Genomic DNA, 25,588 nt, shown 5'->3' on the forward strand with positions numbered 1-25,588 from the left:
TGTTTCGCAGGACGGTGGCGGCGTCCGAATGCGCAGGCCCCCATTCGCGGTTGCCACAGAGGCTGCGCGCCGGCCAAGGCGTTGACGAAGGGGTGGTGGCGGACCCGGGCAGCCGCCCGCGAGCAGGGCCGGAGCAGTCGGATCCCGCCACCGGCCTGCCGCGAGGTGCAGGCCGGAAGCGAACCCAACAAACCCCGCCAAAACGAAAAAGAGGCCCCAAGCCTTAACATCGTCGCCACGCCCGAAAAAGCCATGACCACCCACGCCCCGCGCGTGCTGAGCCTCATCCCCCCGATGACCCAGCTCAACACGCCCTACCCCTCCACCGCCTACATCACCGGCTTCCTCCGCTCGCGCGGCGTCGACGCCGTGCAAGCCGACCTCGCCCTCGCGCTCGTCCTCAAACTCTTCACCCCCGCCGGCCTCGAAGCCGTGCGCGGCAAAGCACTCGCTCAGCCCGAAGCCGACCGCAGCGGCAGCGTGCACGCCTTCCTCGACCAATTCGACCGCTACCGCGGCACCATCGGCCCCGTCATCGCCTACCTGCAAGGCCGCGACTCCACCCTCGCCCACCGCATCGCCGCGCGCGAACTCCTGCCCGAAGGCCCCCGCTTCAGCGCGCTCGAGGTCTACGTGGACGCCGCCCTCAGCGAAGAAGGCGGCGACCCCCTGGCCTGGGCCTTCGGCGCCCTCGGCGTGCAAGACAAAGCCCGCCACATCGCCACCCTCTACCTCAACGACCTCGCCGACGTGCTGCGCGACGCCGTGGACGAACGCTTCGCCTTCGTGCGCTACGCCGAATCCCTCGCCAGCAGCCAGCCCAGCTTCGAGCCCATGGCCGCCGCGCTCGCCGCGCCCTTCACCCTGGTCGACGAGGTGCTGCACACCCTCACCCTCGCCACCCTGGCCCAGCACAAGCCCGACGTGGTGCTGCTCTCCGTGCCCTTCCCCGGCGCGCTCTACGCCGCGCTGCGCATCGCGCAGACCATCAAGGGCCAGAACCCGCACATCACCATCGCCCTGGGCGGCGGCTTCGTCAACACCGAACTGCGCGAACTCGCCGAGCCCCGCCTGTTCGACTTCGTCGACTACGTCACCCTCGACGCCGGCGAACGCCCCCTGCTCGCGCTGCTGGAATTCCTGGACCGCAAGCGCTCCCGGCAGCGCCTGGTGCGCACCTTCGTGCGCGAGACCAGCGAAGCCGGCACGGCCACGGTGAAGTACATCAACTTCGGCGAACCCGAGGTGGCCTTCGAAGACGTGGGCACCCCCACCTGGGACGGCCTGCCGCTCGACCGCTACCTGAGCCTGCTCGACATGCTCAACCCCATGCACCGGCTGTGGAGCGATGGGCGCTGGAACAAACTCACCGTGGCCCACGGCTGCTACTGGAAGAAGTGCAGCTTCTGCGACGTGAGCCTGGACTACATCAGCCGCTACGAAACCGCGTCCGCCGCCACCCTCGCCGACCGCATCGAAGCCATCGTCAACGAGACCGGGCAGACCGGCTTCCACTTCGTGGACGAGGCCGCGCCGCCCAAGGCCCTGAAAGCCCTGGCCGACGAGCTGCTGCGCCGGCAACTGCCCGTCTCGTGGTGGGGCAACATCCGCTTCGAAAAAACCTTCAGCCCCGAACTCTGCCAACTGCTCGCCGACAGTGGCTGCATCGCCATGAGCGGCGGGCTCGAAGTGGCCAGCGACCGGCTGCTCACCCTCATGAAAAAGGGCGTGTCCGTCGAGCAGGTCGCGCGCGTCACCAAGGGATTTTCAGACGCGGGCATCCTCGTGCATGCGTACCTCATGTACGGCTTTCCCACGCAGACCGTGCAGGACACCGTGGACTCGCTCGAGTACGTGCGCCAGCTGTTCGAGAACGGCTGCATCCAGAGCGGCTTCTTCCACCGCTTCTCGTGCACCGTGCACTCCCCCGTGGGGCTGGACCCGGCCGCGTATGGCATCGAACTGGTGCCACTGCCCGAAGTGACCTTCGCCAAGAACGACATCGGCTTCATCGACCCCACCGGCGTGGACCACGACGCACTGGGCATCGGCCTGCGCAAGGCGATCTACAACTACATGCACGGCATCGGGCTGGACGAAGACGTGCGCGCCTGGTTCAGCCACCTGCACGACCCGGTGCCCAGGACGCGGGTGAAGCGGCACTTCATCGAACGGGCGCTGGACAAACGGGAAAGGGCTTGATCGCGGCGGTCGCCTTCGTGGACTACCAACGCAGCCAACGCCACCCGGCCAGCGCGCCCAACAACGCGCACGCCGCCATACCCAGCACGTACCAGACGGCGAGAAAGGGTGCCTGCATCTCAGGGCAATGCAGGGCATACACCGCGGCACCCACCGCGCCCGCCAGCCAACCCGCCGCGGCCCCCGTCAGCAAGGGGCGCGTGGGCGCCAGACCCCTCAGGGCCCAGAACAGCGCGACCCCCACCGGCAAGGCCGTGGCCATCACGTTGAACACGCAGTAGCGCCAGGTCTCGCCCAGCACCAGCGCCGCCCGCGTGCCGGGAGCCGCCTGCGCCAGCACCAGCATCGCCCAGGCCCACAACAACGCCACGGGCAGCCACAGCCCCCACGCCCAGCCGCGCACGCGCGCGCCCGGGTGGCCCAGCAGGAACACCACCACCAGGCCACTGACCGCCACGGCCAGCGGCATCGCCAGCTTGACCCCGAACGCCGGCGTGGCCCAGACCTCGCCCAGGTCGCTGCGCACGCCGTACATCAGGTGCACCCAGGCCAGCGCACACACCAGCCCCAGACCCAGCGCGAGCGCAAAACGGCGCTCACCCGCATGCCGGGGCACAGGGGTGGCGCCGGTGGCCAGGAGATTCATCAGATCGTCGGTTTTCATGATTGTCCTTTCCATTGGCGCGCCAGCGCCTTGATGCCCCGGTGCACCCCCACTTTGACGGCGGACTCACTCATGCCCGTGAGCCGGGCCGCCTCGGCGACCGACAGGCCATCGAGCTTGGTGTGCTGGATGGGCAACCGCTGGTGATCCGGCAATTGCTCGAGCAAGCGGCCCAGATCGCGCCGCGCCTCACCCGCCTCGCTGTCTGACTGCGCAAACACGTCCAGCTCATCGTCCAGGGGATCGTTGAACGCCTCGTGGCGGGCGCGCCGTCGCCACAAATCCACCAGCTTGTAGCGGGCCAGTGCATGCACCCACGCCGTCAGCGGCTCGCCCCGGCGGTAGGTCTGGCGCTGGGCGTGCACGGCCATCAAGGTCTCCTGCACCAGGTCTTCCACCTCGTCCGGCAGCTGCTGCAGGCGGCGCCGGAAATAGCCGCGCAGCAACGCCGCCAGGCGCTGCAGGAAACGGTGGTAGGCGGCGCCATCGCCGTCCAGCCCCGCCACAAAGAGTCCGTGCAATTCGTGTTCTGTCGCGGTCACGTCAGCTATTCGTGTCATGGCGCGAAAAGGTTACAGACAGGCCGAAATAAAAAAGCCGATCGATTCTGCGGCGGGCCTGTAACCAGCGCAGCGGCGGCGACGAAATAGCCATCGGTACGCACCAACTGGTTGGCGCGGCCCTACACAAAGGAGCCTTTCATGAACACCTCGCAACTGACCCTCACCCTGGCCACGCTGGCCGCCCTCACCACCGGCGCCGCGCTCGCGCAGTCCAACATGCCCGACACCAAGAACGCCGCCAGCGCCAAGGAACGCTGCTATGGCGTGGCGATGGCCGGCAAGAACGATTGCGCGGCCGGCCCCGGCACCACGTGTGCGGGCACCTCCAAGATGGACTACCAGGGGAACGCCTGGAAGTATGTGCCTGCCGGCACCTGCGTGGGCATCAAGACGCCCACCGGCATGGGGGCGCTGCAACCCGTCAAGGGCTGAACACCCCATGGACCTGAGCGCCGGTCTCGGCCTCAAGCCCGAGCACGTCGATGCCGCCTGCAGCACGCGGGCAGCGGGCCTGTGGTTCGAAGTGCATGCCGAAAACCACCTGGTGGACGGCGGCCCGCGCCTGGCATGGCTGGAGGCCGTGCGCGCACACCACCCGGTGGCGCTGCACGGCGTCTCGCTCTCGCTGGCTGGCCACGAGCCGCCCGACAGCGGCCACCTGTCGCGGCTGGCGGCGCTGGTGCGCCGGCTGCAGCCGGCGCTGGTGTCCGAACACCTTGCCTGGAGCAGGCTGGCGGGCCACTACGCGCCCGACCTGCTGCCCTTCGTGCGCACCCACGAAGCCCTGCGGCACACCGCCGCGAACATCGAGCGGGTGCAGGACGCCCTGCAGCGCCGCATCGCGATCGAGAACCCATCCCACTACCTGCACCTGCAGGGCCACGACTGGGACGAGCCCGACTTCCTGCTGGAGCTGGTGCGCCGCACCGGCTGTGGCTTGCTGGTGGACGTGAACAACCTCTTCGTTTCGGCGCACAACATCGGCACCGACCCGCTGGACGCGCTGGACCGCCTGCCGGCCGACGCCGTGATGGAAATCCACCTCGCCGGCCACCACGAAGACCCGGCGCTCGGCGCAGGCCTGCTCATCGACGGCCACGACGCCCCCGTGGCCGAACCGGTGTGGCGGCTGCATGAACACCTCATCGAACGCATCGGCCCCAGGCCCACGCTGATCGAGCGCGACGGCAACCTGCCCGCCTTCGACGTGCTGATGGCCGAGCGCGACCGCGCCCATGCCCAACTGAGCCGGTTCGGCGAGGTGATGGCATGAACCACGCCGACTTTCAGACCACGTTCTGGCACGACCTGTGGTCGAGCGATGAGACCGCCTCGTCCGCCCTGAGCCGCCAGCCCGGCTTCATGGTCTACCGCAACACCGTGCTCAAAGCCTGTGTGGACAGCCTGCTCGCGCTCCACCCCGCCGTGCGCCGGCTGACCGGCGACGACTGGCTGGCCGCCGTGGCGCTGGCGCACGCGCGCGAACACCCGCCGCGGGCCGGTTGCCTCGCGAGCTACGGCGAAGGCTTTCCGCAGCACCTGGCGCGCTCGCTCCCCGCAGGCGAATGGCCCTGGCTGCCCGAGGTGGCGCGGCTCGACGCATTGTGGAACCAGTGCCACACGGCCGCCGACGCACCCACGCTGCCGCCTGCGGCACTGACGGCGCTGGACGCCACCACCCTGCCCCGCAGCGTGCTCGTGCCCCACCCCGCCGCGCGCTGGCACCCCTGCCCCGAATGGCCCGCCCTCAGCCTCTGGCTCGCCGCACGCGAAGCCCTGCCCGACCCCAACCCGCCCCACTGGCACGGCCAGCACACGCTGCTCACGCGGCCCCAGGGCACGGTGCTGGCCCACGAGATCGGCCTGGGCGCCTGCGCGCTGCTCGACGCCTGCGCCCAGGGCCAACCCATCCCCGACGCTGCCGCCCGTGCCCTGGCGGCCGAACCCGGCCTGGACCTCGCCGCCACGCTGGGCCAGCTCATCACCCACGGCGCCTTCACGGCGGTTGCACCATGAACACCCTTGCACGCACGACCCACGCCACCGAATCCATTCGCCTCTGGCTTGAGCGCTGGATCTCGCACGACCTCATCGCCCTGGCCAGCCGCCTCGGCATCGCGGGCATCTTCTGGCTCTCTGGCCGCACCAAGGTCGAAGGCTGGTTCAGCCTCACCGACACCACCTTCCTGCTGTTCAGGGAAGACTACGCGCTGCCCCTGATTCCCCCGGAGTGGGCGGCCTACCTCGCCACCAGCGCCGAACACCTGTTCCCCGTCCTGCTCGTGCTGGGGCTGGCCACCCGGCTCTCGGCCGCCGCGCTGTTAGGCATGACCGCCGTCATCCAGTTTCTGGTGTATCCAGCCGCCTGGCCCACCCACCTGACCTGGGCCGTGCCGCTGCTCTATCTGCTCGGGCGCGGCGCGGGGCGCTGGTCGCTCGATGCGCTGCTGCTGCCGCACCAAGAGGATTGACGAAGCGTCGAGGCTCTTCGCCCGTCAGGGCGCCGCGCCGGCGGACTTCACCTCGGACAGCTTGCAGCCCTTCTTGAGGAACAAGTCGGTCAGGTGCTCGCTGCGCGCCTGCGCCAGCTCGCGGGCCTGCTCCGCGTTCACCAGGCGCGTCTGCACCTGCATCATTTTTTCCACGCTATCCTGCATGCTCGCGCGGCGGGCGTCGGCAGCGGCCTGCATGGCGAAGCTCTGGATCTGACCGCCACCGGGAATCAGGCTGAGCAGGCTGCTGCCCACCGACGAACCCACGCCGCCGCCACCCATGCCGCTGGCCTGTTTCATCATCTCGTTCTGGCTGGCCATCATGGCCGCCTGCGCCTGCTCGGCCTCGGCCCCCCGCTCCTGGCTGGTCTTCTCCAGCACCTGGGTTTCCGCATAAATCTGCGCGCAGCTGAGTTCACCATCGCCCAGCTTCTTCACGTTTCGCGGCATCGGCGTCATGGCACCCGCGCTCATCGGCATCGGTGGCAAACCGGCCGCATCGTCGGGCAGATCGGCCAGGGCCGCTGCCCGCGCCGCCCCAATCTGCGATGCCACCTGCGCGCCAACCGCCCAAGGCGCCAGCGCCAGCAGGCCAGACAGGGACAGACGCGTGATCGCAGCGGCGGACAGCATGGGAATCTCTCTTTTTCCGTTGAAGGTGCGGGCGGCTGAAAAGCCCGGCGAGAATTTTCAGGCGCCCCGCGCGGGGCGTAAAGTGACGCGGGTCATATTCACGCAGGCTGTCGAAATGGCGCGGCCTTAATCGTCGTACTGAGGCGGGCGGATGGTCGCCCCGATCAACCCAAGGAGATCAAGATGCGATTCATGGTGATGGTGAAAGCAACGAAAGACAGCGAAGCCGGCGTGATGCCCACACAAGAGGAATTCGCCGAGATGGGCGCGTTCAACGAGGAGCTGGTCAAGGCCGGCGTCATGGAGGCCGGCGAAGGCCTCCACCCAAGTTCTCGAGGCGCCCGGGTCGCGTTCTCGGGCAAGGACCGGCGGGTGATCGACGGGCCGTTCCCGGAAACCAAGGAGCTGGTCGCCGGCTTCTGGATCTGGAAGTGCGGCTCGCTGCAGGACGCGATCGAATGGGTGAAGAAGTGCCCCAACCCCATGCGAACCGATTCCGAAATCGAGATCCGGCAAATCTTCTCGGCCGAGGATTTTGGCGATGCGCTGACACCCGAACTGCGTGAGCAGGAAGAGCGGCTGCGCAAAGAGGTGCAGTCGCGCGCCGGCTGATCCGTCACCAAAGAAGGCCTCGTGTTGGAAATCCTCCGAATCGCCCCTGCGGACGCGCCTCGCTGGAGTGCGGCGGATCGAAGCTTCTTGGTGGAGCGCGTGGCCAGAGTCAGCTTGTCGGCGTCCAGCACCGTGCTCGAAGCCATCCCGGTCCAGCCCTTCACCAAGACCTACCCGGCGTCTGAATCATCTGCAGACGCAGAGCATCACGTCGCTCTGCTAGGGAGCGAAGTCGCCGGCGAACTGCAATGCGGGCCGCACTGGAATGGATACCTCTACATCCACGATCTTGTCGTCGGCGCAGCGTTTCGCCGTCAGGGCATCGGTCAGCGCCTGGTCCACCATGCCCAGGCCCGTGCCCTCGAACTGGGTCTTGCAGGCGTCATGCTGGAGACGCAGAACACGAACCTGCCGGCGTGCCGGCTTTATGAACAGGGTGGCTTCGAGCTTGGCGGCCACGATGCTTTGCTCTACAGCGGCCTGAACCCATCCATCAATGAAGTTGCCTTGTTCTGGTATTGGCGCCCCGCCAAGAGTGACCTGCAAGCCGCGTAGATTCGCCTTCGCGATGTCTGCAGTGGGCCCGTCGCCGTCTGTAACTACAGGCATGTCGACGACCGCTTTGCGGCGGTCTTCCAATCTGCAGCTCTGACACGTGAGTCGGCTTTGGGGGCAAAAGCGGTCGCTAGGTTACAGGCAGACCGGAGGCCCCGGGGCAAGCGTTCAGCCACGCAATCGCGGATCTGCCCGCAGTTTCACGATTTGGCCCGAGGCTTCATGCGGAAGCTTATGCCCATGCGATTGATGGCATTCATGGCGGCAATCGTGAGAGTCAGATCAACCAAATCCTTCTCACCAAACGCGGTCAATGCGGCCGAGTAGGCCTCATCCGAGGCATGAGTCTCGCTCACCAGCGTCACCTCCTCGCACCACGCTAACGCAGCGCGCTCCTGCTCAGAGAACAGGTACTGAGCCTCGTGCCAGACAGGAACGAGTACCAACTTCTCAACCGACATCCCTTCGGCAAGCAGATCACGCGAATGAATGTCGATGCAGTGCGCACAACCGTTGATCTGTGAAACGCGTAAGAAGACCAGATGAGTCAGCAAGCTCGGTAGGCCAGTGTCTTTGGTGACGAAGTGATGCAGCGTTCCAACAGCCTTGGCGCCCTGGGGGGAGGCTTGAAACCATACAGCGCGATTCATAGATCAGATTCCTTCAGTATCAATGATGGGCGGAGGCCAAAGCCGACCTCCTGCTCACAAGACGTTTGACACGGAGGCGCTGTGACACAAGATGGAAAAAAATGACTGCGAACGTCGGCGTGCAGCACGTGTTGTGACCGCATACACACAGGAACGGAAGATCAGTGAGGATTTCGCAGTGGCAGCAAGTCGCTGCGGCGTTTTAGGCCTGCCAACTTCTCCGGATTGCGCTGTATCCGCACGTGCGAGATGCGGCCACGGTGGAACTCGAAGGCCTGGACGGACTCTAGTTCGCCTTGCAGGTAACGCAGTAGAGCCCACTCACCGTTCAAGAATGCCAGTTCAAGCCGCATGTTGTCACCATGCCGCAGGTGGTGCGCGTAATAGAGCTGGGCAATGCGCTGGGCTCCGTTCAAGGGGTGACGCAAGCTTGGACCATGCCCGCCAAAGTCGCCCACTAGGGCGGCTTCTTCTGCCAACAAAGCCCGTATCCCGCTGAAATCACCTTCCATGATGGCCTGTACCAGGCGATGCAGAAGTACGTACTGCTCCGGCGACGGGGTTCGCGAGTGCTGCCCATTCAAGCCGCGCGCTGCGGACAGCTGTTGCTTTGCACGGTGCACGATCTGACGGGACGCCGCCTCGCTCTTGCCGATAGCGGCGGCAATGTGCTCATAGTCGACTTCAAAGACCTCCCGAAGCAAGAACGCAGCGCGCGCCTCTGGCGTCAGGCAATCGAGCAGCACCAAGAAGGCGACAGAAACATCATCGGCGACTTCGTGGATTTGCTCCGGTGAGGCCGGGCCGTCGCCGATCAGTGGCTCGGGAAGCCAGAGGCCCGGATAGGCTTCTCGTCGAAGCTTGGCAGAACGCAAGCGGTCAATTGCCATGCGCGTGGCGACCGTGACAAGCCAAGCCTCTGGAACGAGCACGACTTCACGTTGATTCTCGACTTCATCATGCCAACGCAGCCAGACATCCTGCACCAGGTCTTCGGCCTCGTCGACGGAGCTAAGCATTCGATAGCCGATGGCCATCAGCCTTGGGCGCAATCGCGAAAAGACTTCTTCTGACGATGGAGACAAGGTCACCTCTAAGACATTTCTGCTGCCGCCGCTCCGGTACGCGTAGCCGCTGGCCGATTGGACGAACATCAACCGAGCACGAGAAGAAGCTGCTTGATCCTACGGTACAGCGTCTTGACAGTTGTTGACTGACTGCGATGCGGCGCTAAGTAGTCCCGTCCATGGTTCGGACTTGCCTCAACCGCCGGCGGCAGGTTTGGCCGCACAGCGGTAGCTTGTGGCGCTCCACCAGGCTTGGGGGCAACGTCAGAGCAGACTCTCGACCAAGTGGGGCAAACGGCCGCTTCTGGCCGATAGCAGAAGTTTAGCCTTCGCACGCACGCCACCAATGCCACGCAAGCGCCGCTTCCTTCGGCCAGTCTCTCGCATACGTCATGTATGTGAGAAGCAAACTCCGTAGATAAAGAAATGGCGATTTGCCATCCTCGCTCTGCCTTTCGTCCTTCAGTGTCACACGTCAAAAGCGCCTCTGAATCACCTTGAAAGCTCTGCCCACCCGACCCAGGAGGAACATGAAATCGCCCAAGCCAGCAGCCAAATCCAAACTGGGCAGGCTGCCCAAATCTGAGCGACCGCCCAAATCCGAGCGCGTCGCGTCCCTCACCCCTCACATCCTCATGCTGGCCGAGCAAAGCATGGAGCAACTCGCGCAGTTGTCCACGACGCTGGAAGCGAGCATTTCGCTGGACACCGCCGTGGCGCCCGCAAGCGCGGAGGACGCGGTGGAAACCTTCGCCCCGCCCGAGCAGATCGACGCGATGCGGCGCTCGCTCAAGGCCGAGATGCGGCGGCAGGCCAAGACGCTTGGCGACTCCATCAACGCGATCTACGCCTGCGCCGACGAGCTCCATCGCGGGCGGCACTACTGGCCGCCGAAAACACCTCGCAGCCAGTAGGCGCGTGGGTTCGCAGAGGCTCGCCGGTGTCGCTGGCGGGGGAAGCGTGAGATACGTCGCCCCGGGGCGGCCGGTTTGGATACGACAATCGGCCTCATGTCCGCGCCCACCCCCTCTTCTCGCCCGATGCCGGCGGGACCGTCGCTGGCCACGGCAAGCACCGCCCGTGGCCCGTGGGCGGGCATGGACCCCGAACGCCGGCGCATGACGCTGGCGCTGACGTTCTCCCTGATCTTTCACGCCTTTCTGCTGAGCCTGACCTTTGGCGGCCAGGGCATGGGCTTGCCGGGTTTTGGCTTTCCCTGGCAGGAGCGGCGGGCCGAGGTGCCGGTGCTGCATGTGGTGCTGGGGCCGGCGCAGCCGGGCGGCGCGCCCACGCCGGCCACACCCGCGCCCGTGGCGCCCCCGCAGGCGCAAGCCCCCAGCGGGCAGCCCGTGGCGGGCGGTGCCCCGGCGCGCAGCAGCACGCCCGCGCCCGCCGTGGCGCAACCGGCCGCCCCGGCGGCCGTGGCCGAGGCACCACCACCGGCCGTGCCCGCCCCTGAAACCCTGGCCGCTGCCGCACCTGCGCCCGCAACCACACCGCCCGCGCCTGCCGCTGCGGCACCGGTGGCGGCCACGCCTCCGCCAGCCCCAGCGCCGGAGGCACCGGCAGCGCCACCCCCGGCCCCGGCCCCGGTGCCGGCGCCCGCCGTGGTGGCAGCGGCCGCGCCCACTCCCCCGAGCATGGAGGCCGCGATGCCACCGCCGCGCGACGCGGCGGAGATCGACCGCGAGCAACGGGCGCAGCGCGAACAGGCCGCTGCCGAGGCCTTGCGCGAGCGCGCCGAGCAGGAAGCCCAGCAACTGCAGCAGCAGCAGCAGCGGCAGGAAGCTGAGCGCCAGGAAGCGAAGCGCTTCGAGATGGCGCGCCTGGAGGCCGAGCGCGCGGAAGCCGTTGCGCGCCAGGAGGAAGCGACCCGGCAGGAAGCCGAGCGCGAAGCGGCGCGCGTGGAAATCGCGCGGCTGGAGGTGGAACGCCAGGAGGCCGAGCGCCAGGCCACGGCCCGCGAAGAGGCCGCGCGTCGCGAAGCCGCAGCACAACAGGCCGAAGCCGCCAGGCGCGAGGCCGCCGAGCGGCAGGCAGCGGCTGCGCGGGCGGCGGCAGCGGCCCAGCAAGAGGCCGCACGGCAGGAAGCCGCTCGCCAGGAGAGCGCCCGGGCCGAGGCGGCGCGGCAGGCGGCCGAGCGACAAGCCGCAGCGCAGCGGGAAGCCGCGCAGCAGCAACAACAACAGGCTGCGGCTCAGCAAGAGGCCCAGCGGCGCGAAGAGATCGCCCGCCAGGAAGCAGCGCGGGCCGAGGCCGAGCGGCAGGCGGCGGCCCAACGCGCGGCGGTGCAGCAGGCGGCGGCTGCTGCAGCCCAAGCCCAGCGCGAGGCAGCGACCCAGGCCCAGCAGGAGGCGGCTCGCCAGGACGCCGCTCGGGTGGAAGCGGCCCGTGTGGAGGCAGCGCGACTGGAGGCCGAGCGCCAGTTGGCGGCGCAGCAGGCGGCAGCGGCGGCGGCCCAGCAAGAGGCCGCGCGGCAGGAGGCGGCCCGCCTCGAAGCCGCCCGGCTGGAGGCGGAGCGGCAGGCGGCGGCGCAGCGCGCTGCCGCGCAGCAATTGGCCGCGCAAGAAGCCGCCCGCCAGGAAGCCGCCCGGGCCGAGGCCGCGAGGCTCGATGCCGAACGGCAAGCGGCGGCGGCACAGGCGGCTGCCCAGCAAGCGGCTGCGCAACAAGCAGCGGCACAGCAGGCCGCAGCTCAACAAGCGGCAGCGCAGCAGGCAGCAGCTGCTGCGGCGGCGCAAGCGGCTGCCGCGCAACAGGCGGCGGCCCAGGAAGCCGCTCGGCAGGAAGGCGCAGCCCGGGCGGCCGAGGCAGCGCGGCAGGAAGGCGAGCGCCAGGCGGCTGCGGCACAGGCTGCCGCGCAACAACAAGCCGCTGCCCAGCAGGCAGCGGCGCAGCAGGCGGCCGCTCAGGACGGCGCCCGCACCGAGGCCGCGCGCCTGGCGGCCGAGCGCGCGGAGCACGAGGCCAAGCGCGAAGAGCGGCTGCGCGCGATCGGCCGGCAGCTGGACGAGGAACGCGCCCGGCGCGACGCGGCCGATGCGGCGGCGCTGCGCGACCCGCAGGGGAGCCCGCTGCGCCGGGGCCGCCTGTTCGGGCTGGTGGACAACAACGAGGAGCTGGTGCGCTACGCCGAGGCCTGGGCGCGCAAGATCCAGCTGAACAGCAACACCTTCGAGCTGGTGCGCGAGGCGGTGAAGCAACCGCACACCAACCCGGTGGTGACGGTGGCGATCCGCGCCGATGGCTCGGTGGAGTCGGTCACCTTCGTGCGCACCAGCGGCGTGGCGGCGATCGACGAGGCGATCCCGCGCATCATCCAGAGCCTGGCGAACTACCCGGCGTTTTCACCCGCGCTGTCGCGCCAGTACGACGTGGTGGAGATCCGCCGCACCTGGCATTTCGACGTGGCGATCAGGCTGTACTGAAGCCCCGGCTCACTCGGCCGCGATCTGCCGCAGCGCCTGTTCGAACACCGCCGCCGGCTGGCCGCCGGAGATGAGGTGCTTGTCGTTGATGATGACGGCGGGCACGGAGTGGATGCCGTGGCTGGTGTAGAAGGCTTCGCGCTCGCGCACGTCTTGCGCGTATTCGTCACTGGCGAGGATGGCTTTGGCCCGCGCCTCGTCCAGCCCGGCTTCGCGCACGCAGCCGAGCAACACGTCGTGGTGGCCCATGGCTTCGCTGCGGGTGTGGCAGGCGGCCATGAGCGCTTTCTTGAGCGCGTGTTGCTGGCCGGGCGCGCCTTCTTCGCCGGCCCAGTGCAGCAGGCGGTGGGCGTCGAAGGTGTTCCAGATGCGGCCCCGGCCTTCGGGGTTGAAGGCGAAGCCCACTTCGGCGCCACGCGCGCGGATGGTGTTGCGGATCTGCGCCTGCTGCTCGGGCGTGGAGCCGTATTTCTCGGCGAGGTGTTCGCCGATGTCCTGGCCTTCGGGGCCCATCTTGGGGTTGAGCTCGAAGGGCTGGAAGTGCAGTTCGGCCGACACGTCGCCCTGCAGTTTCTGCAGCGCTTCTTCGAGCGCGCCCAGGCCCACGGCGCACCAGGGGCAAGAGACGTCGGACACGAAATCGATCTTGAGGGGGGTGGTGTTCATGGCCGCCATGGTAGGCCGGGGGCCATGCCCGTGGCCGGCCCAGGGGCTTGCGCCACAATGTTGCTTTCTCAACCCCGGCCTGCCCCACTCCCCGCTTTATGACCGACCGCTACGCCGTTCTCGGCCACCCCATTGGCCACAGCAAATCGCCGCTGATCCACACCCAGTTCGCCCGCAGCACGGGGCAGGACCTGGGCTACACCGCCATCGAGACGCCGCTGGACGGTTTCGCGGACACGGTGCTGGGCTTTCGGGCGAGCGGCGGGCGTGGGCTGAACGTGAGCCTGCCGTTCAAGCTGCAGGCCTTCGAGATCGCCACGGAGCCGAGCGAGCGCGCGCGGCTGGCGGGCGCGGCGAATTGCCTGAAGTTCGAGGGCGATCGCATCCTGGCCGACAACTTCGACGGCGTGGGCCTGGTGAACGACCTGCAGCGCAACCTGGGCGTGCCGCTCCAGGGCAAGCGCGTGCTGCTGCTGGGCGCGGGCGGCGCCACGCGGGGCGCGCTGCTGCCGATCGCGGCGGAGCAGCCGGCGCTGCTGTCGGTGGCGAACCGCACGCCCGAGAAGGCGCACGCGCTGCGGCACGATTTCGCGGCCCATGTGCCGCTGCAGACCGGCGGCTACGACACGCTGCTGGGTCAGAGTTTCGACGTGGTGATCAACGCCACGTCCACCGGGCTTTCGCAGGAGGCGCTGCCGCTGCCGGACGGCCTGTTCGCCCCGGGCGCGCTGGCCTACGACATGGTCTACGGCAAGGGCCTCACGCCCCTCCTGCGGCAGGCCAAGGCCGCGGGCGTGGAGCGCGTGGCCGACGGCGTGGGCATGCTGGTGGAGCAGGCGGCCGAAGCGTTTCTGTGGTGGCGCGGCGTGCGCCCCGACACCCAGCCCGTGGTGCGGCAGCTCACCGTGCCGCTGGTTTGAAATCCCGCCACTTCCTGCAACTGGTCGGCCTGTCGGCGCTCTGGGGAGCGTCGTTCCTGTTCATCCGCGTGGCGGTGCCCGAGATGGGGCCGCTGGTGCTGGCGGGTTGCCGCGTGGCGCTGGCCGGGCTCACGCTGGCGCTGATCATGCGGGGCCTGAAGCAGCAGTGGCCATGGCGCTACTGGCGCGAGCTGCTGTTGATGGGCGGGCTGTCGGTGGCCGTGCCTTTCCTGCTGTACGCCTGGGCCGGGCTGCGGTTGCCGGCGGGCTACAGCGCGCTGCTCAACACCACGGCGGTGCTGTTCGGCACCCTTGCCTCGAGCTGGTTCAAGGAAGACACGCTCACGGCGCGCAAGCTGCTGGGTTGCGTGTGCGGCTTCATCGGCGTGGGCCTGATCGTGCGGCTCGGCCCGGTGCGGCCTGACGCGGCCACGATCGCGGCGGCGCTGGCCTGCGTGCTGGCGGCCGCGTGTTACGGCTGCTCCACGCCGCTCATGAAGCGCGCCACCACGCGCATGCAGCCGCTGGCGATCGCGGCGGGCATCCACGCAGGCGCGATGGTGCTGGTGTTGCCGGGCGCGCTCTGGGCCTGGCCGCAAGCCACGTTCACGCCCACGGGCATGGCGGCGGTGCTGGTGATGGGCGTGGTCACCTCGGGCCTGGCCTACTGGGCGCACCTGCGCATCATCCGCCACGTGACGCCGGTGGCGGCGATGAGCCCGGTGTTCCTGATTCCGGTGTTCGGCGTGACCTGGGGCCACCTGTTCCTGGGCGAGGAGCTTTCGTCGGGCATCTTCGTGGGCGGCGCGCTGGTGCTGCTGGCTTCGGCGCTGGTGACGGGTTTCAACCCGCTGCGGCGCAACCCGCCGGTGCCCTGAAACGCCCGCAGCAGGGGCCCTCCGGCCTATACTGCGCAAATGAACGAAACGGTACATTCCAAGCGGCGGGCCGCGCGAAGCGTGGCGCCTGCCAAGGAAACCACCCGCACCAACGACCCGGAGCGGACCATGGCCAACATCCTCGAGGTGGCCATGGCGGAGTTTGCCGAAAAGGGCCTGGCGGGGGCGCGCATCGACGAGATCGCGGCCGCCACGCAGACCAGCAAGCGCATGATCTATTACTACTTCCAGAGCAAGGAGGGCCTGTACCTGGCCGTGCTGGAAGAGTCGTACCGGCGCATGCGGGAGATCGAGAGCCAGCAGCACCTGGAAGACCTCGAGCCCGAGGCCGCGCTGCGCAAGCTGGTGGAGTTCACCTTCGACCACCACTTCAGCCACGAGAACTACATCCGGCTGGTGATCTCGGAAAACATGAACCGGGGCCAGTTCCTGGCGCAGAGCCAGAGCATCCAGCAGCTCAATGTGCCGGCGATCTCGGCGATCCGCCGGCTCTACGAACGCGGCGTGGCCTCGGGCGTGTTCCGCCCCGGGCTCGATGCGATCGACATCCACGCCTCGATCTCGGCGCTCACCTTCTTCAATGTGTCCAACCGCCACACCTTCGGCCTGATCTTCAAGCGCGACCTGAGCGACCCGAAGATCGCCGCCGCGCGCCGCGACGCCATCGCCGAGATGGTGTTGCGCTACGTGCGCGCCTGACGCACCACCCCTCCCGGGGCCCTGTTTTTCACGACCCGACGGCCGGTGCGCCGACCTAGGGTAATCCCCGATTCGTGGAAAACTAACCAGTTCGTACATTACCAACTCGAACGGAACAAACCCAGGAGACCTGCGTGATCCAGAACCTCATCAACACCTACTGCCGGCTGCTGGCCTGGCTGATGGTGCTGTTCCTCGCCCTCATGGTGGTCATGGTGTTCGGCAACGTGCTGATGCGCTATGGCTTCAACTCGGGCATCACCCTGTCCGAAGAGCTGTCGCGCTGGCTGTTCGTGTGGATGACCTTCCTGGGCGCCGTGGTGGCGCTCAACGAGCGCGCCCACCTCGGCACCGACTCGCTGATCTCGCGCCTGCCGGTGCTGGGCCGCAAGCTGTGCCTGACCGCGAGCCTGGCGCTGATGCTGTACGTGTGCTGGCTGATCTACCAGGGCGCGTGGGAACAGGTGAAGATCAACTGGGACTCCACCAGCGCGGTGATGGAGACCTCGATGGCGTATTTCTATGCCAGTGGCATGGTGTTCGCCTTGCTGGCCGCGCCCATCCTGCTGCTGAACCTGTGGCGCCTGCTGGCGGGCCGGATGAGCGAGGACGAGCTGATCGGCATCCGCGAATCCGAAGACGTGCCGCCCCCCGGCAACCCCCAAGCCTGAACGCACCGGAAGACCGCCATGACCATCGCCATCTTCCTCGGTGCTCTGCTGGCCGCCATGGCCATCGGCATTCCCATTTCCTTCGCGCTGCTGCTCAGCGGCGTGGCCCTGATGTGGCACCTGGGCATGTTCGATGCGCAGATCCTCGCGCAGAACCTGATCGAGGGTTCCAACAGCTTCCCCCTGCTGGCCGTGCCTTTCTTCATGCTGGCCGGCGAGATCATGAACACCGGCGGCCTGTCCAAGCGCATCGTGAACTTCGCGATGGCGCTGGTGGGCCATGTGCGCGGCGGCCTGGGTTACGTGACCATCGTCGCGGCCTGCCTGCTGTCGGCGCTCTCGGGCTCGGCCGTGGCCGACGCGGCCGCGTTGACCGCCCTGCTGCTGCCGATGATGGTGAAGGCCGGCCACGACAAGGCGCGCAGCGGCGGCCTGATCGCGGCCTGCGGCGTGATCGGCCCCATCATCCCGCCCTCGATCGGTTTCGTGATCTTCGGCGTGGCGGCCAACGTGTCGATCTCCAAGCTGTTCCTGGCCGGCATCTTCCCCGGCATCCTGCTGGCCGCCGGCCTGTGGGCCACCTGGTGGTGGAGCACGCGGCGCGAAAAGCTGGAGCCGCCGCCGCGCAAGTCGGCCGGTGAGGTGCTCAGCGCCATGCGCAGCGCGGGCTGGGCGCTGATGCTGCCGCTGATCATCCTGGTGGGCCTGCGCATGGGCGTGTTCACGCCGACCGAAGCGGCCGTGGTGGCCGCCGTGTACGCCCTCTTCGTGGCCGGCGTGATCTACCGCGAACTCACGCTCAAGCAGCTCTACGAGGTGTTTCTGAACGCGGCCAAGACCACAGCGGTGATCATGTTCCTGGTGGCAGCGGCCATGGTCTCGGCCTGGCTGATCACGGTGGCGCAGCTGCCGGACCAGATCGTCACGCTGCTGCAGCCGCTGCTGGACAACCCCACGCTGCTGATGTTCGCCATCATGCTGCTGGTGATCGCCGTGGGCACGGCGATGGACATGACGCCCACCATCCTGATCCTCACGCCGGTGCTGATGCCCATCGTGAAGGCCGCCGGCATCGACCCGGTGTATTTCGGCGTGCTGTTCATCATCAACAACTCCATCGGCCTGGTGACGCCCCCGGTGGGCACCGTGCTCAACACCGTGGCCGGCGTGGGCCGCATGCGCATGGACGACGTGACGCGCGGCGTGATGCCCTTCATGCTGATGCAGTTCGCGGTGATGTTCCTGCTGGTGCTGTTCCCCTCGCTGGTCATGGTGCCGGCGCGCTGGCTGATCGGCAACTGAGCGACCCTTTCCACACCCGGCCTGTGCGCGGTGCGCCGCGGGCCGAGGTTCCCCGGATGCCAGCGCACTGCCCTCATTTCTTTGGAGACAACATGAAACGCCTGATGCTCAAGACCCTGGTCGCCGCCCTCGCGATGACCGCCTTCGGCGCCGTGCACGCGCAGGACAAGACCATCAAGTTCGCGACCCAGAACCCCAAGGGCCACCCGATCGTGATGGGCATGGAGAAATTCGCCGAGCTGGTGGCGGCCAAGTCGGGCGGCAAGATGAAGGTCAACCTCTTCCCCGGCGGCACGCTCGGCAGCGACCAGGCCAATGTGTCGGCCATCCAGGGCGGCACGCTGGAGATGGCCTCGATGAACTCGGGCATCTTCGCCAGCCAGGTCAAGGAATTCGCGATCTACGACTTCCCCTTCATGTTCGCCAACTCGAAGGAGGCCGACGCCGTGGTCGACGGCCCCTTCGGCAAGAAGCTGCACGACAAGCTGCAGGAAAAAGGCCTGATCGGCCTGGCGTACTACGAGCTGGGTTTTCGCAACATCACCAACAGCAAGCGCCCCATCACCAAGCTGGAAGATCTGGAGGGTCTGAAGCTGCGCGTGATCCCCAACCCGATCAACGTGGACTGGGTCAAGGCCCTGGGCGCCAACCCCACGCCCCTGCCCTTCCCCGAGGTGTACGCGGCGCTGGAGCAGAAGGCGATCGACGGCCAGGAGAACCCGCTCACGGTGATCAACGCCAACAAGTTCTACGAGGTGCAGAAGCACGTGGTGCTGAGCAACCACCAGTACAACCCGCAGTCGGTGATCATCAGCAAGAAGTTCTGGGACAACCTGGACGCGGCGCAGAAGAAGATCGTCGCCGACGCGGCGCAGGAATCGGCGAAGTACCAGCGCGAGCAGGCGCGCGGCCAGGTGGCGGTGGCGCTGGACAACATGAAGAAAAGCGGCATGCAGGTGACCGAGCTGTCGGCCGCCGAGACCGACAAGCTGCGCGACAAGCTGCGCCCGGTGATCGCCAAGTTCGCGGTGACCGTGGGCCAGGACACCGTTCAGAGCCTGCAGGCCGAGCTGGCCAAGGTGCGCGGCAAATAAACGCAACGCACGCCGCTCCGTCATGAGCAAGACCCGCATCGCCGTGGCCGGCGCCGGCTACATCGGCCAGGCCCACATGGGCGTGGCGCGGGCCAGCGCGGGCTGCACCCTGAGCGCGGTGGTCGATCCTTCGCCGGCCGCGCAGGCCGTGGCGCGGCAAGCGGGCGTGCCGCTCTACCCGTCCATCGAGGCCTTGCTGGCCAGCGAGCACCGGCCCGACGGCCTGGTGCTGGCCACGCCCAACGCGCTGCACGTGCCCCAGGCCTTGCAATGCTTGGCCGAAGGTATGCCGGTGCTGGTGGAAAAACCCATCGCCACCACGGTCGCCGAAGGCCGGCGGCTGGTGGACGCGGTGGAGAACAGCGGCGCGGCCGTGTTGATCGGCCACCACCGGGCCCACAGCCCCATCATGGCCAAGGCGCGCCAGGTGGTGGCCTCGGGCCAGCTGGGCCGGCTGGTGAGCGTGATGGGCAGCGCCCTCTTCTACAAACCCGCGGGCTATTTCGCCGACAGCCCCTGGCGCCGCGAGCCCGGCGGCGGGCCGATCCTGCTCAACATGATCCACGAGGTGCACAACCTGCGCATGCTCTGCGGCGACATCGGCGCGGTGCAGGCGTTCAAGTCGCACGCCACGCGCGGCTTCGCGGTGGAGGACACGGTGGCCATCAACCTGCGCTTCACCAACGGCGCGCTCGGCAGCTTCATGCTCTCGGACACCGCCGCCTGCCCGCGCAGCTGGGAGCAGACCTCGCAGGAGAACAAGGCCTACCCGAGCTACGCCGACGAGGACTGCTACGTGATCGCCGGCACCGACGGCAGCCTCTCGGTGCCCACCATGCGGCTCAAGACCTACCCGCGCGCCGAAGACCGCTCGTGGTGGAAGCCTTTCGAGGTGGGTACAGTGGGCCTGGTGCGCGACGATCCGCTGCAACACCAGATGGACCATTTCGGTGCCGTGGTGCGCGGCGAAACCTCACCACTGGTGAGCGCGCGCGACGGCCTGGACAATCTGCGCGTCACCGAAGCCATCGCCGAAGCGGCCACCACCGGCCGCGTCGTCGAACTGGCCTGACCCCTTTTCTTTTTTCAACCATCCCATCTTCTGGAGCGACGATGAAAGTTCTCATGCTGCACGGCATCAACCTCAACATGTTCGGCAAGCGCGACCCCAAGCAGTACGGCACCATCACACTCGACCAGATCAACGAGCAGGTGAGCGAGCTGGGCAAGGAACTGGGCGTGGAGGTGGAGGCCTTCCAGACCAACTTCGAGGGCGCGATGTGCGAGCGCATCCACCAGGCCTACTTCGACCAGGTGGACGCGGTGATGATCAACGCCGGTGCGTGGACGCACTACAGCTACGGCATCCGCGACGCGCTGGCCATCCTGCCCTGCCCGATCATCGAAGTGCACATGTCCAACATCCACGCGCGCGAGACGTTCCGCCACCACTCGGTGCTGGCCGAGATCGCGCAAGGCCAGATCGCCGGTTTCGGCGTGGAAAGCTACCTGATGGGCCTGCGCTCCGCCGTGAACCACGCGCGCGCCAAGAAGGCCTGACGGACCCCCGCGACGACCATGATCAACGGCACCACCGGGCTGATCGCCCACATCGGCTACCCGACGCACACCTTCAAGTCGCCGATGATCTACAACCCCTACTTCGAGCACGTGGGGGTGAACGCGGTGGTGGTGCCCATGGGCTGCCAGACGCCCGATTACCCGGCCTTCCTGAAGTCGGTCTTCACGCTCACCAACATCCGGGGCGCGCTCATCACCATGCCGCACAAGGTGGTCACGGTGGGCCTGATGGACGAGGTCACGCCCACGGTGAAGGTGGCCGGTGCGTGCAACGCCGTCAAACGCACCGAGGACGGCCGCCTGGTGGGCGACATGTTCGACGGCGCGGGCTTCGTGCGCGGCGTGCAGCGCAAGGGCCTGAACCTGCAGGGCGCGCGCGTGCTGGTGGTGGGCAGCGGCGGCGTGGGCAGCGCCATCGCGGCCTCGCTGGCCGGCGCAGGCATCGGCGCGATCGCGCTGCACGACGTGAACGCCACCTCGGCCAGCGCCCTGGGCCTGCGCCTGAAGGCCAGCTACCCGGGCATCGAGGTGAGCACCGGCAGCAACGACCCGGCGGGCATGGACCTGGTGGTCAACGCCACGCCCATGGGCATGAACGAGGGCGACCCGCTGCCGATGGACGTGTCGCGCCTGGAGGCGCGCACCTTCGTGGGCGAGGTGGTGATGCGCACCGAGATGACGGCCTTCCTCTCGGCCGCGCGGGCGCGCGGCTGCCCGGTGCAGGTGGGCTCGGACATGCTGTTCGAGCAGATCCCGGCCTACCTGGAATTCTTCGGCCTGCCCACCACCACGGCCGAGGTGTTGCGCTCCGTGGCCCGGCTGAGCTACTGAGCCGGCGTGACGAACCCCGACACCCACTCCCCGAAACGCACCGCGCTGGGCATCGCGCTGCTGGTCTGCGCCACGCTGTGCTTCGCGCTGCTAGACACCACCTCCCAGTACGTGGGCCCCGCCGTGCCGGTGGTGATGGCGGTCTGGCTGCGTTACCTCACCCAGACCCTGATGACCACCGCCCTGCTCTGGCCGCAGCGCGGGCGCACGCTGCTGCACACCCGCGCGCCGGGCTGGCAGTTCGGCCGCGGCGTGCTGATGCTGGGCTCCAGCGTGGTGGCCTACCTGGCCCTGCGCCACGTGCCGGTGGGCGAGTTCACCGCCATCATGATGCTGGTGCCGCTGGCGGTCACGCTGCTGGCCGCGCTGATGCTGCGCGAACCGGTGTCCGCGCTCACCTGGGCGCTGGTGATCGGGGGCCTGGCCGGCGCGATGATCGTGATCCGCCCCAAGGGCAGCGATTTTCACGGCGCCATGCTGCTGCCCCTGCTGCTGGTGCTCGTGAACGCGGCCTACCAGATCCTCACCAGCCGCATGGTCCGCACCGAAGACCCGGGCACCATGCACTTCTACACCGGCCTGCTCGGCCTGGCCTGCTGCTCGCTGCTGCTGCCCTGGGGCTGGGCGCCGATGGCCGACTGGACGCTGTGGGCGCTTGCCGGCCTGCTCGGGGTGTTCGGCTCGGTGGGCCACTACCTGCTCATCCAGGCCTACCACCACGCACCGGCCTCGCGCCTCACGCCCTACCTGTACGCGCAGATCGCCTTCGCCACGCTGGCGGGCTGGGTGGTGTTCGGCTACGCGCCCGATGTCTGGACCGTGGTCGGCATCGCGCTCATCGCGCTGTGCGGCTGGCTCGGCGTGCGCCTGCGGCGAGGCTGATCACGCCTGCAGGGTCTTCAGGCGCATCTGGTTGGGCAACGGCATCGAGCGGCGCATCACGTCCTCGGCCAGCCACAGCGCCGAGCGGCGCGCGCGCTCGGCCACCACCGGCAGCGGCATCTGCTGGTAGTCGTCGTTGAACACCTCGAAGCTGTAGTCGCCTTCGTAGCCCAGCTTGTCGAGCTTGAGCACGAGTTCGGCCAGCTGCTCGCTGTGCACGCCTTCGCCGGGGAACACGCGGAAGGTGCGCGCGGTGGCCATGCGCTCCTCGAAGGTCTTGGTCTCCTGCCACATGAAGTCGGCCAGCTGCACCAGAAAGATCTTGGCCGGGTCGAGGTAGTCGATCTCTTCCAGCGAGGTCTTGGCCGCGAAGATGTGGAACGAGTCGATGCCCAGGCCGAGGTTGGGGCAGTCGGCGCGGCAGACCACGTCCCACGCGGTGGTGAACTCGTTGACCGTGCGGCCCCAGGACAGGCCTTCGTAGGCGATGCGGATGCCAAAGGGAATGGCCAGCATGGCGAGCTTGCGCAGGTCGCGCGCGATGTGGTCCAGGTCCTGCGAGGCGTGCGCCGAGGTGGACGAGCAGGCCAGCAGCACCTTGCAGCCCAGCGCGGCGCACATCTCGAGCATGCCCTTGGCGATGTCCACCTTGTAGTGGTGCAGGTGGCCCGAGAGGCCTTCGAAGTCGCGCAGCACCTGGAAGCCGGTGCCGCGCAGGCCGCTGTCCTTCACGGCCTGCACGGCCGCGCCCAGGCCGCCGGGGTGGCCGACCAGGTCGTTGGCTTTGAGCATCACCTGCGAGAAGCCAGCGGCCTTCATGGCCGCCAGCTTGGCTTCGAGCGGACCGGCCAGCGTGATGGTGTCCATGCCGAAGCCGCTGATGGCCTCGATGGAAGCGCGGTTCGGGCTCATGGCCTCACTCCTTCTCACTGTGCACCAGCTCGAACACGACCGAGCCCAGGTAGGTCTTGCTGATGGCGCCGCGCTGCTCGGTGTGCGCGGCCTGGGTCTCGACGAACTCCACGCCGAGCGCGCGCAGCGCCTTCACGGCTTCGAGCACGTCGGGCACGCCCAGGCCAATGCGCTGCAGGCGCTCGTCGGCGTCCACCACGTGCAGCTCGGGCTCGATGAGCTGCAGCATGAAGCGCTGCGACGGGTCGAGCGCCGGGGTGCGCAGCAGCGTGCCCTTGGGCATGATGCCGAAGCGCTGTTCGTCGGGGATCAGCTCGGTGCCGAAGAGCTCTTCGTAAAACGCGATCCAGTCGTTGCTGCGCTCGGGGCCGATGTACTGCACGACGCCGAAGAAATGGATGCCGGCGGTGGCCGGCGGGTGCTGGTCCACCGAGGGAATGGGCACGAAGTCCACGTCGTAGATCGAGAAGTCCTTGTAGCGGTCCACGAAATAGATGCGGCTGCCGCCCGCGCCGTGGATGGCCGGGATGTTGAGCTCCATCACCTCGGCGTGCGTGGGCACCGACCAGGCGCCGCGCTCGAGCACGTAGTGGTAGGCCGCGCGCGCGTCGCGCACGCGCAGCGCCATGGCCGAGATCGAAGGCACGTCGCTGCCGTGGCCGGCGCCCTTGGCGTCCACCGGGTTGGCGTTGACCACCACATTGAGCCCGCCCTGGCGGTACAGCAGCACCTCGCGCGAACGGTGGCGCGCCACCGGGCGGAAACCCATCATCTCCAGCACCTGGCCCAGCGCCTGCGGCTTGCTGGTGGCGTACTCGATGAACTCGATGCCGTCCAGGCCCAGCGGGTTGGCCGCGTCGCTGAAAGAGGCTTGCAGGGGCTCGCGGCCTTCCTGTGGGTTGAGCAGGAAATCACTCATGTCGACAACTCCGGGGATCAAGAAAACGGAACAGGCCAGCGGCCAGGGCCACCCCGCACTTTAGGTGTCAACCTCCGGCATGACCAGGGTTTGCGCGCACTGTATGCTCGATATTCGCACGCTTTCGTTCGATAAACGATCCATGCGAGGGTTTCTGGTTCACCCCGGCGACACCGCCGCGTTCAGCGCCCGGGCCCGCAGCGCGCAGCACGTGGCCACCAGCGCCAGCAGGGCCGACAGCCAGAACACGCTGGCCAGCCCGAAGGCCGAGCTGAGCAGGCCGCCGCTGATGCCCCCCACCACGCCGGGCAGGCCATAGCCCACCACGGTGTAGAGCGCCTGGCCGCGCCCGCGCAGGCGGCCGGGGAAATGGTGGGACAGCATGGCGATGCACACCGTGTGGTGCGCGGCGAAGGTGATGGCGTGCAGGGCCTGCGCCAGCAGCAGCACCGGCCACACCAGCGCGAAGCCGGCGGTCAGGCCCATGCGCAGCGACATGAGCGCGGCCGCCAGCACCAGCCAGCCCGAGAGCGACAACAGCGGCAGCCAGCGGCCCTGGGTGAAGAACCAACCGATCTCGATCACCACCGACAGCGCCCACATCAGGCCGATCACGGTCTTGCTGTAGCCCAGCGAATCCAGGTAGAGCGAGAAGAAGACGTAGATGAAGATGTGCGCGAGCACGTGGAAGAACACCGCCGCGAAGAACCAGCGCACCGGCGGCTGGCGCAGCACCGGCCACACGCCGGGCTGGGGCGCCTGCGTGGCGTGGGCGGGTTCGCGGAAGTCGGGCAGCAGCCAGGCGCTGGCGGCCACGGCGGCGAGCGTGCCCAGCGTCCAGGCCGGAAAGTGCACCAGGCCGAAGCGCTCGAACCAAAGGCCCGCGGCCACCACCGTGACCAGGAAGCCCAGCGAGCCCCACAGGCGCACGCGGCCGTAGCGCTTCGCGTCGAAGGCGCCGCTCTGGCTCACCAGATGGGCGAGCGCGGCCTCGCTCATGGGCATCATGCCGCTGGTGTGGCTGAACATGAGCAGCAGCACCACGAACAGCACCACGCCGCCGCCGTCGAACCACAGGCCCAGCGAGAGCAGCAGCGCGGTGGTGGCGCCAAAGCGCAGCAGGCGCACGCGCTCACCGGTGCGGTCGCTCAGCGAACCCCAGAGGTAGGGCGCGAACAGGCGCGTGGCCGACTGCACCGAGGTGAGCACGCTGATGGCGATCAGGCCGAAGCCCAGCTCTTTCAGCCAGAGCGGCAGGTACGGATTGAAAAACCCGATGTGCGCGAAGTAGCTCGCGGACAAAGCCGCGAAAGGGAAGAGTTGACGGCGCTCGACCACGGCAGGCC

At 68.1% G+C, this 25,588-nt stretch carries 28 protein-coding genes; 19 read left to right on the forward strand and 9 right to left on the reverse strand.

The window, feature by feature from the left end:
• Positions 1-252 precede the first annotated feature (252 nt).
• Positions 253-2,202, forward strand: coding sequence for a B12-binding domain-containing radical SAM protein (locus AC1Q9M_RS03315; RefSeq protein WP_492432397.1), 1,950 nt, complete (start codon positions 253-255; stop codon positions 2,200-2,202).
• A 22-nt stretch (positions 2,203-2,224) separates the two neighbouring features.
• Here AC1Q9M_RS03315 and AC1Q9M_RS03320 read toward each other — a convergent pair whose 3' ends face one another.
• Together AC1Q9M_RS03320 and AC1Q9M_RS03325 are read right to left on the reverse strand one after the other, a co-directional pair.
• The gene (locus tag AC1Q9M_RS03320; RefSeq protein ID WP_382324012.1) at positions 2,225-2,866 is read right to left on the reverse strand and encodes an NrsF family protein; all 642 of its coding nucleotides are present in this window, start codon (positions 2,864-2,866) and stop codon (positions 2,225-2,227) included.
• Positions 2,863-3,426: a sigma-70 family RNA polymerase sigma factor gene (locus AC1Q9M_RS03325; protein ID WP_382324010.1), complete on the reverse strand. Its 564-nt coding sequence runs from the start codon at positions 3,424-3,426 to the stop codon at positions 2,863-2,865. The genes AC1Q9M_RS03320 and AC1Q9M_RS03325 overlap by 4 nt, the downstream gene beginning before the upstream one ends.
• 141 nt (positions 3,427-3,567) lie before the next feature.
• Here AC1Q9M_RS03325 and AC1Q9M_RS03330 point away from each other — a divergent pair, with 141 nt between their 5' ends.
• The 4 genes from AC1Q9M_RS03330 to AC1Q9M_RS03345 are packed head-to-tail and all read left to right on the forward strand — an operon-like array spanning position 3,568 to position 5,900.
• The gene (locus tag AC1Q9M_RS03330) at positions 3,568-3,861 is read left to right on the forward strand and encodes a BufA1 family periplasmic bufferin-type metallophore (protein WP_382158976.1); all 294 of its coding nucleotides are present in this window, start codon (positions 3,568-3,570) and stop codon (positions 3,859-3,861) included.
• A gap of 7 nt (positions 3,862-3,868) precedes the next feature.
• Positions 3,869-4,702 (forward strand): MNIO family bufferin maturase, encoded by an 834-nt coding sequence (gene bufB / locus AC1Q9M_RS03335; protein WP_492432400.1) that lies wholly within the window; start codon positions 3,869-3,871, stop codon positions 4,700-4,702.
• Complete coding sequence (locus AC1Q9M_RS03340) at positions 4,699-5,445, forward strand: HvfC/BufC family peptide modification chaperone (protein ID WP_492432402.1); 747 nt, start codon at positions 4,699-4,701, stop codon at positions 5,443-5,445. Before bufB ends, AC1Q9M_RS03340 begins: the two co-directional genes overlap by 4 nt.
• Complete coding sequence (locus tag AC1Q9M_RS03345; protein ID WP_492432404.1) at positions 5,442-5,900, forward strand: DoxX family protein; 459 nt, start codon at positions 5,442-5,444, stop codon at positions 5,898-5,900. Before AC1Q9M_RS03340 ends, AC1Q9M_RS03345 begins: the two co-directional genes overlap by 4 nt.
• A 24-nt stretch (positions 5,901-5,924) precedes the next feature.
• Here AC1Q9M_RS03345 and AC1Q9M_RS03350 read toward each other — a convergent pair whose 3' ends face one another.
• Positions 5,925-6,554, reverse strand: coding sequence for a hypothetical protein (locus tag AC1Q9M_RS03350; RefSeq protein WP_492432406.1), 630 nt, complete (start codon positions 6,552-6,554; stop codon positions 5,925-5,927).
• Positions 6,555-6,737: 183 nt separating this feature from the next.
• Between AC1Q9M_RS03350 and AC1Q9M_RS03355 the strand changes: the two genes are divergently transcribed.
• Both AC1Q9M_RS03355 and AC1Q9M_RS03360 read left to right on the forward strand, forming a co-directional pair.
• Positions 6,738-7,166: a YciI family protein gene (locus AC1Q9M_RS03355; protein WP_492432408.1), complete on the forward strand. Its 429-nt coding sequence runs from the start codon at positions 6,738-6,740 to the stop codon at positions 7,164-7,166.
• A 21-nt stretch (positions 7,167-7,187) separates the two neighbouring features.
• On the forward strand, positions 7,188-7,721 hold the full coding sequence (locus AC1Q9M_RS03360; protein ID WP_492432410.1) for a GNAT family N-acetyltransferase: 534 nt from the start codon (positions 7,188-7,190) through the stop codon (positions 7,719-7,721).
• Positions 7,722-7,921: 200 nt separating this feature from the next.
• Here AC1Q9M_RS03360 and AC1Q9M_RS03365 read toward each other — a convergent pair whose 3' ends face one another.
• Positions 7,922-8,371, reverse strand: coding sequence for a carboxymuconolactone decarboxylase family protein (locus AC1Q9M_RS03365; protein WP_382323847.1), 450 nt, complete (start codon positions 8,369-8,371; stop codon positions 7,922-7,924).
• A 161-nt stretch (positions 8,372-8,532) separates the two neighbouring features.
• A complete protein-coding gene (locus AC1Q9M_RS03370; protein ID WP_492432412.1) occupies positions 8,533-9,525 on the reverse strand; it encodes a sigma-70 family RNA polymerase sigma factor in 993 nt (330 codons plus the stop codon).
• Positions 9,526-9,968: 443 nt separating this feature from the next.
• On the opposite strand from AC1Q9M_RS03370, the gene AC1Q9M_RS03375 reads away from it, so the two are divergent.
• Both AC1Q9M_RS03375 and AC1Q9M_RS03380 read left to right on the forward strand, forming a co-directional pair.
• Positions 9,969-10,352 carry a hypothetical protein gene (locus AC1Q9M_RS03375; protein WP_492432414.1) on the forward strand — a complete coding sequence of 128 codons (384 nt, stop codon included), beginning with the start codon at positions 9,969-9,971 and terminating at the stop codon, positions 10,350-10,352.
• Positions 10,353-10,448: 96 nt separating this feature from the next.
• Positions 10,449-12,866, forward strand: coding sequence for a TonB C-terminal domain-containing protein (locus AC1Q9M_RS03380; protein ID WP_492432416.1), 2,418 nt, complete (start codon positions 10,449-10,451; stop codon positions 12,864-12,866).
• Positions 12,867-12,875: 9 nt separating this feature from the next.
• On the opposite strand, the gene AC1Q9M_RS03385 is transcribed toward AC1Q9M_RS03380, so the two are convergent.
• Positions 12,876-13,541 (reverse strand): DsbA family oxidoreductase, encoded by a 666-nt coding sequence (locus AC1Q9M_RS03385; protein ID WP_382323985.1) that lies wholly within the window; start codon positions 13,539-13,541, stop codon positions 12,876-12,878.
• Positions 13,542-13,630: 89 nt separating this feature from the next.
• Here AC1Q9M_RS03385 and aroE point away from each other — a divergent pair, with 89 nt between their 5' ends.
• The 10 genes from aroE (at position 13,631) to AC1Q9M_RS03435 (ending at position 22,411) form a co-directional block, all read left to right on the forward strand.
• Positions 13,631-14,452 (forward strand): shikimate dehydrogenase, encoded by an 822-nt coding sequence (aroE, locus tag AC1Q9M_RS03390; RefSeq protein ID WP_492432418.1) that lies wholly within the window; start codon positions 13,631-13,633, stop codon positions 14,450-14,452.
• Positions 14,449-15,330, forward strand: a complete 882-nt coding sequence (locus AC1Q9M_RS03395) for a DMT family transporter (protein ID WP_444688767.1) — start codon at positions 14,449-14,451, stop codon at positions 15,328-15,330. Before aroE ends, AC1Q9M_RS03395 begins: the two co-directional genes overlap by 4 nt.
• Positions 15,331-15,369: 39 nt before the next feature.
• Complete coding sequence (locus AC1Q9M_RS03400) at positions 15,370-16,050, forward strand: TetR family transcriptional regulator (protein WP_382323979.1); 681 nt, start codon at positions 15,370-15,372, stop codon at positions 16,048-16,050.
• A 134-nt stretch (positions 16,051-16,184) separates the two neighbouring features.
• Entirely contained in the window at positions 16,185-16,721 is a 537-nt protein-coding gene (locus tag AC1Q9M_RS03405; protein ID WP_382323977.1) for a TRAP transporter small permease, read from the forward strand.
• Between the two features lie 18 nt (positions 16,722-16,739).
• Complete coding sequence (locus AC1Q9M_RS03410; RefSeq protein WP_492432421.1) at positions 16,740-18,023, forward strand: TRAP transporter large permease; 1,284 nt, start codon at positions 16,740-16,742, stop codon at positions 18,021-18,023.
• Between the two features lie 92 nt (positions 18,024-18,115).
• Positions 18,116-19,117: a TRAP transporter substrate-binding protein gene (locus AC1Q9M_RS03415; protein ID WP_382159012.1), complete on the forward strand. Its 1,002-nt coding sequence runs from the start codon at positions 18,116-18,118 to the stop codon at positions 19,115-19,117.
• A gap of 22 nt (positions 19,118-19,139) precedes the next feature.
• Positions 19,140-20,189 (forward strand): Gfo/Idh/MocA family protein, encoded by a 1,050-nt coding sequence (locus tag AC1Q9M_RS03420; protein WP_492432423.1) that lies wholly within the window; start codon positions 19,140-19,142, stop codon positions 20,187-20,189.
• 41 nt (positions 20,190-20,230) lie between these two features.
• Positions 20,231-20,677 carry a type II 3-dehydroquinate dehydratase gene (gene aroQ / locus AC1Q9M_RS03425; RefSeq protein ID WP_382159016.1) on the forward strand — a complete coding sequence of 149 codons (447 nt, stop codon included), beginning with the start codon at positions 20,231-20,233 and terminating at the stop codon, positions 20,675-20,677.
• Between the two features lie 18 nt (positions 20,678-20,695).
• A complete protein-coding gene (locus AC1Q9M_RS03430) occupies positions 20,696-21,529 on the forward strand; it encodes a shikimate dehydrogenase family protein (RefSeq protein WP_382159018.1) in 834 nt (277 codons plus the stop codon).
• Positions 21,530-21,535: 6 nt separating this feature from the next.
• Positions 21,536-22,411, forward strand: a complete 876-nt coding sequence (locus tag AC1Q9M_RS03435; RefSeq protein ID WP_382323973.1) for a DMT family transporter — start codon at positions 21,536-21,538, stop codon at positions 22,409-22,411.
• Here AC1Q9M_RS03435 and AC1Q9M_RS03440 read toward each other — a convergent pair whose 3' ends face one another.
• The 3 genes from AC1Q9M_RS03440 to AC1Q9M_RS03450 form a co-directional block, all read right to left on the reverse strand.
• On the reverse strand, positions 22,412-23,323 hold the full coding sequence (locus tag AC1Q9M_RS03440) for a sugar phosphate isomerase/epimerase family protein (protein ID WP_492432426.1): 912 nt from the start codon (positions 23,321-23,323) through the stop codon (positions 22,412-22,414).
• Positions 23,324-23,327: 4 nt separating this feature from the next.
• Positions 23,328-24,242, reverse strand: a complete 915-nt coding sequence (locus tag AC1Q9M_RS03445) for a 4-hydroxyphenylpyruvate dioxygenase (protein WP_382323969.1) — start codon at positions 24,240-24,242, stop codon at positions 23,328-23,330.
• 159 nt (positions 24,243-24,401) lie between these two features.
• The gene (locus tag AC1Q9M_RS03450; RefSeq protein ID WP_444691231.1) at positions 24,402-25,544 is read right to left on the reverse strand and encodes an MFS transporter; all 1,143 of its coding nucleotides are present in this window, start codon (positions 25,542-25,544) and stop codon (positions 24,402-24,404) included.
• Positions 25,545-25,588: the final 44 nt, after the last annotated feature.

Source organism: Hydrogenophaga sp. GW823-FHT04C09 (assembly GCF_058796355.1).

What these genes read in the sequence shown, in the direction of transcription:
- AC1Q9M_RS03415 (WP_382159012.1), top strand. Translation starts at nt 18,116, where the DNA reads ATGAAACGCCTGATGCTCAAGACCCTGGTCGCCGCCCTCGCGATGACC.
- AC1Q9M_RS03430 (WP_382159018.1), top strand. Translation starts at nt 20,696, where the DNA reads ATGATCAACGGCACCACCGGGCTGATCGCCCACATCGGCTACCCGACG.
- AC1Q9M_RS03420 (WP_492432423.1), top strand. Translation starts at nt 19,140, where the DNA reads ATGAGCAAGACCCGCATCGCCGTGGCCGGCGCCGGCTACATCGGCCAG.
- aroQ (WP_382159016.1), top strand. Translation starts at nt 20,231, where the DNA reads ATGAAAGTTCTCATGCTGCACGGCATCAACCTCAACATGTTCGGCAAG.
- AC1Q9M_RS03445 (WP_382323969.1), bottom strand. Translation starts at nt 24,242, where the DNA reads ATGAGTGATTTCCTGCTCAACCCACAGGAAGGCCGCGAGCCCCTGCAA.
- AC1Q9M_RS03355 (WP_492432408.1), top strand. Translation starts at nt 6,738, where the DNA reads ATGCGATTCATGGTGATGGTGAAAGCAACGAAAGACAGCGAAGCCGGC.
- AC1Q9M_RS03325 (WP_382324010.1), bottom strand. Translation starts at nt 3,426, where the DNA reads ATGACACGAATAGCTGACGTGACCGCGACAGAACACGAATTGCACGGA.
- AC1Q9M_RS03365 (WP_382323847.1), bottom strand. Translation starts at nt 8,371, where the DNA reads ATGAATCGCGCTGTATGGTTTCAAGCCTCCCCCCAGGGCGCCAAGGCT.
- AC1Q9M_RS03330 (WP_382158976.1), top strand. Translation starts at nt 3,568, where the DNA reads ATGAACACCTCGCAACTGACCCTCACCCTGGCCACGCTGGCCGCCCTC.
- AC1Q9M_RS03380 (WP_492432416.1), top strand. Translation starts at nt 10,449, where the DNA reads ATGTCCGCGCCCACCCCCTCTTCTCGCCCGATGCCGGCGGGACCGTCG.
- bufB (WP_492432400.1), top strand. Translation starts at nt 3,869, where the DNA reads ATGGACCTGAGCGCCGGTCTCGGCCTCAAGCCCGAGCACGTCGATGCC.
- AC1Q9M_RS03375 (WP_492432414.1), top strand. Translation starts at nt 9,969, where the DNA reads ATGAAATCGCCCAAGCCAGCAGCCAAATCCAAACTGGGCAGGCTGCCC.
- AC1Q9M_RS03340 (WP_492432402.1), top strand. Translation starts at nt 4,699, where the DNA reads ATGAACCACGCCGACTTTCAGACCACGTTCTGGCACGACCTGTGGTCG.
- AC1Q9M_RS03315 (WP_492432397.1), top strand. Translation starts at nt 253, where the DNA reads ATGACCACCCACGCCCCGCGCGTGCTGAGCCTCATCCCCCCGATGACC.
- aroE (WP_492432418.1), top strand. Translation starts at nt 13,631, where the DNA reads ATGACCGACCGCTACGCCGTTCTCGGCCACCCCATTGGCCACAGCAAA.
- AC1Q9M_RS03440 (WP_492432426.1), bottom strand. Translation starts at nt 23,323, where the DNA reads ATGAGCCCGAACCGCGCTTCCATCGAGGCCATCAGCGGCTTCGGCATG.
- AC1Q9M_RS03350 (WP_492432406.1), bottom strand. Translation starts at nt 6,554, where the DNA reads ATGCTGTCCGCCGCTGCGATCACGCGTCTGTCCCTGTCTGGCCTGCTG.
- AC1Q9M_RS03400 (WP_382323979.1), top strand. Translation starts at nt 15,370, where the DNA reads ATGAACGAAACGGTACATTCCAAGCGGCGGGCCGCGCGAAGCGTGGCG.
- AC1Q9M_RS03320 (WP_382324012.1), bottom strand. Translation starts at nt 2,866, where the DNA reads ATGAAAACCGACGATCTGATGAATCTCCTGGCCACCGGCGCCACCCCT.
- AC1Q9M_RS03370 (WP_492432412.1), bottom strand. Translation starts at nt 9,525, where the DNA reads ATGTTCGTCCAATCGGCCAGCGGCTACGCGTACCGGAGCGGCGGCAGC.
- AC1Q9M_RS03410 (WP_492432421.1), top strand. Translation starts at nt 16,740, where the DNA reads ATGACCATCGCCATCTTCCTCGGTGCTCTGCTGGCCGCCATGGCCATC.
- AC1Q9M_RS03385 (WP_382323985.1), bottom strand. Translation starts at nt 13,541, where the DNA reads ATGGCGGCCATGAACACCACCCCCCTCAAGATCGATTTCGTGTCCGAC.
- AC1Q9M_RS03345 (WP_492432404.1), top strand. Translation starts at nt 5,442, where the DNA reads ATGAACACCCTTGCACGCACGACCCACGCCACCGAATCCATTCGCCTC.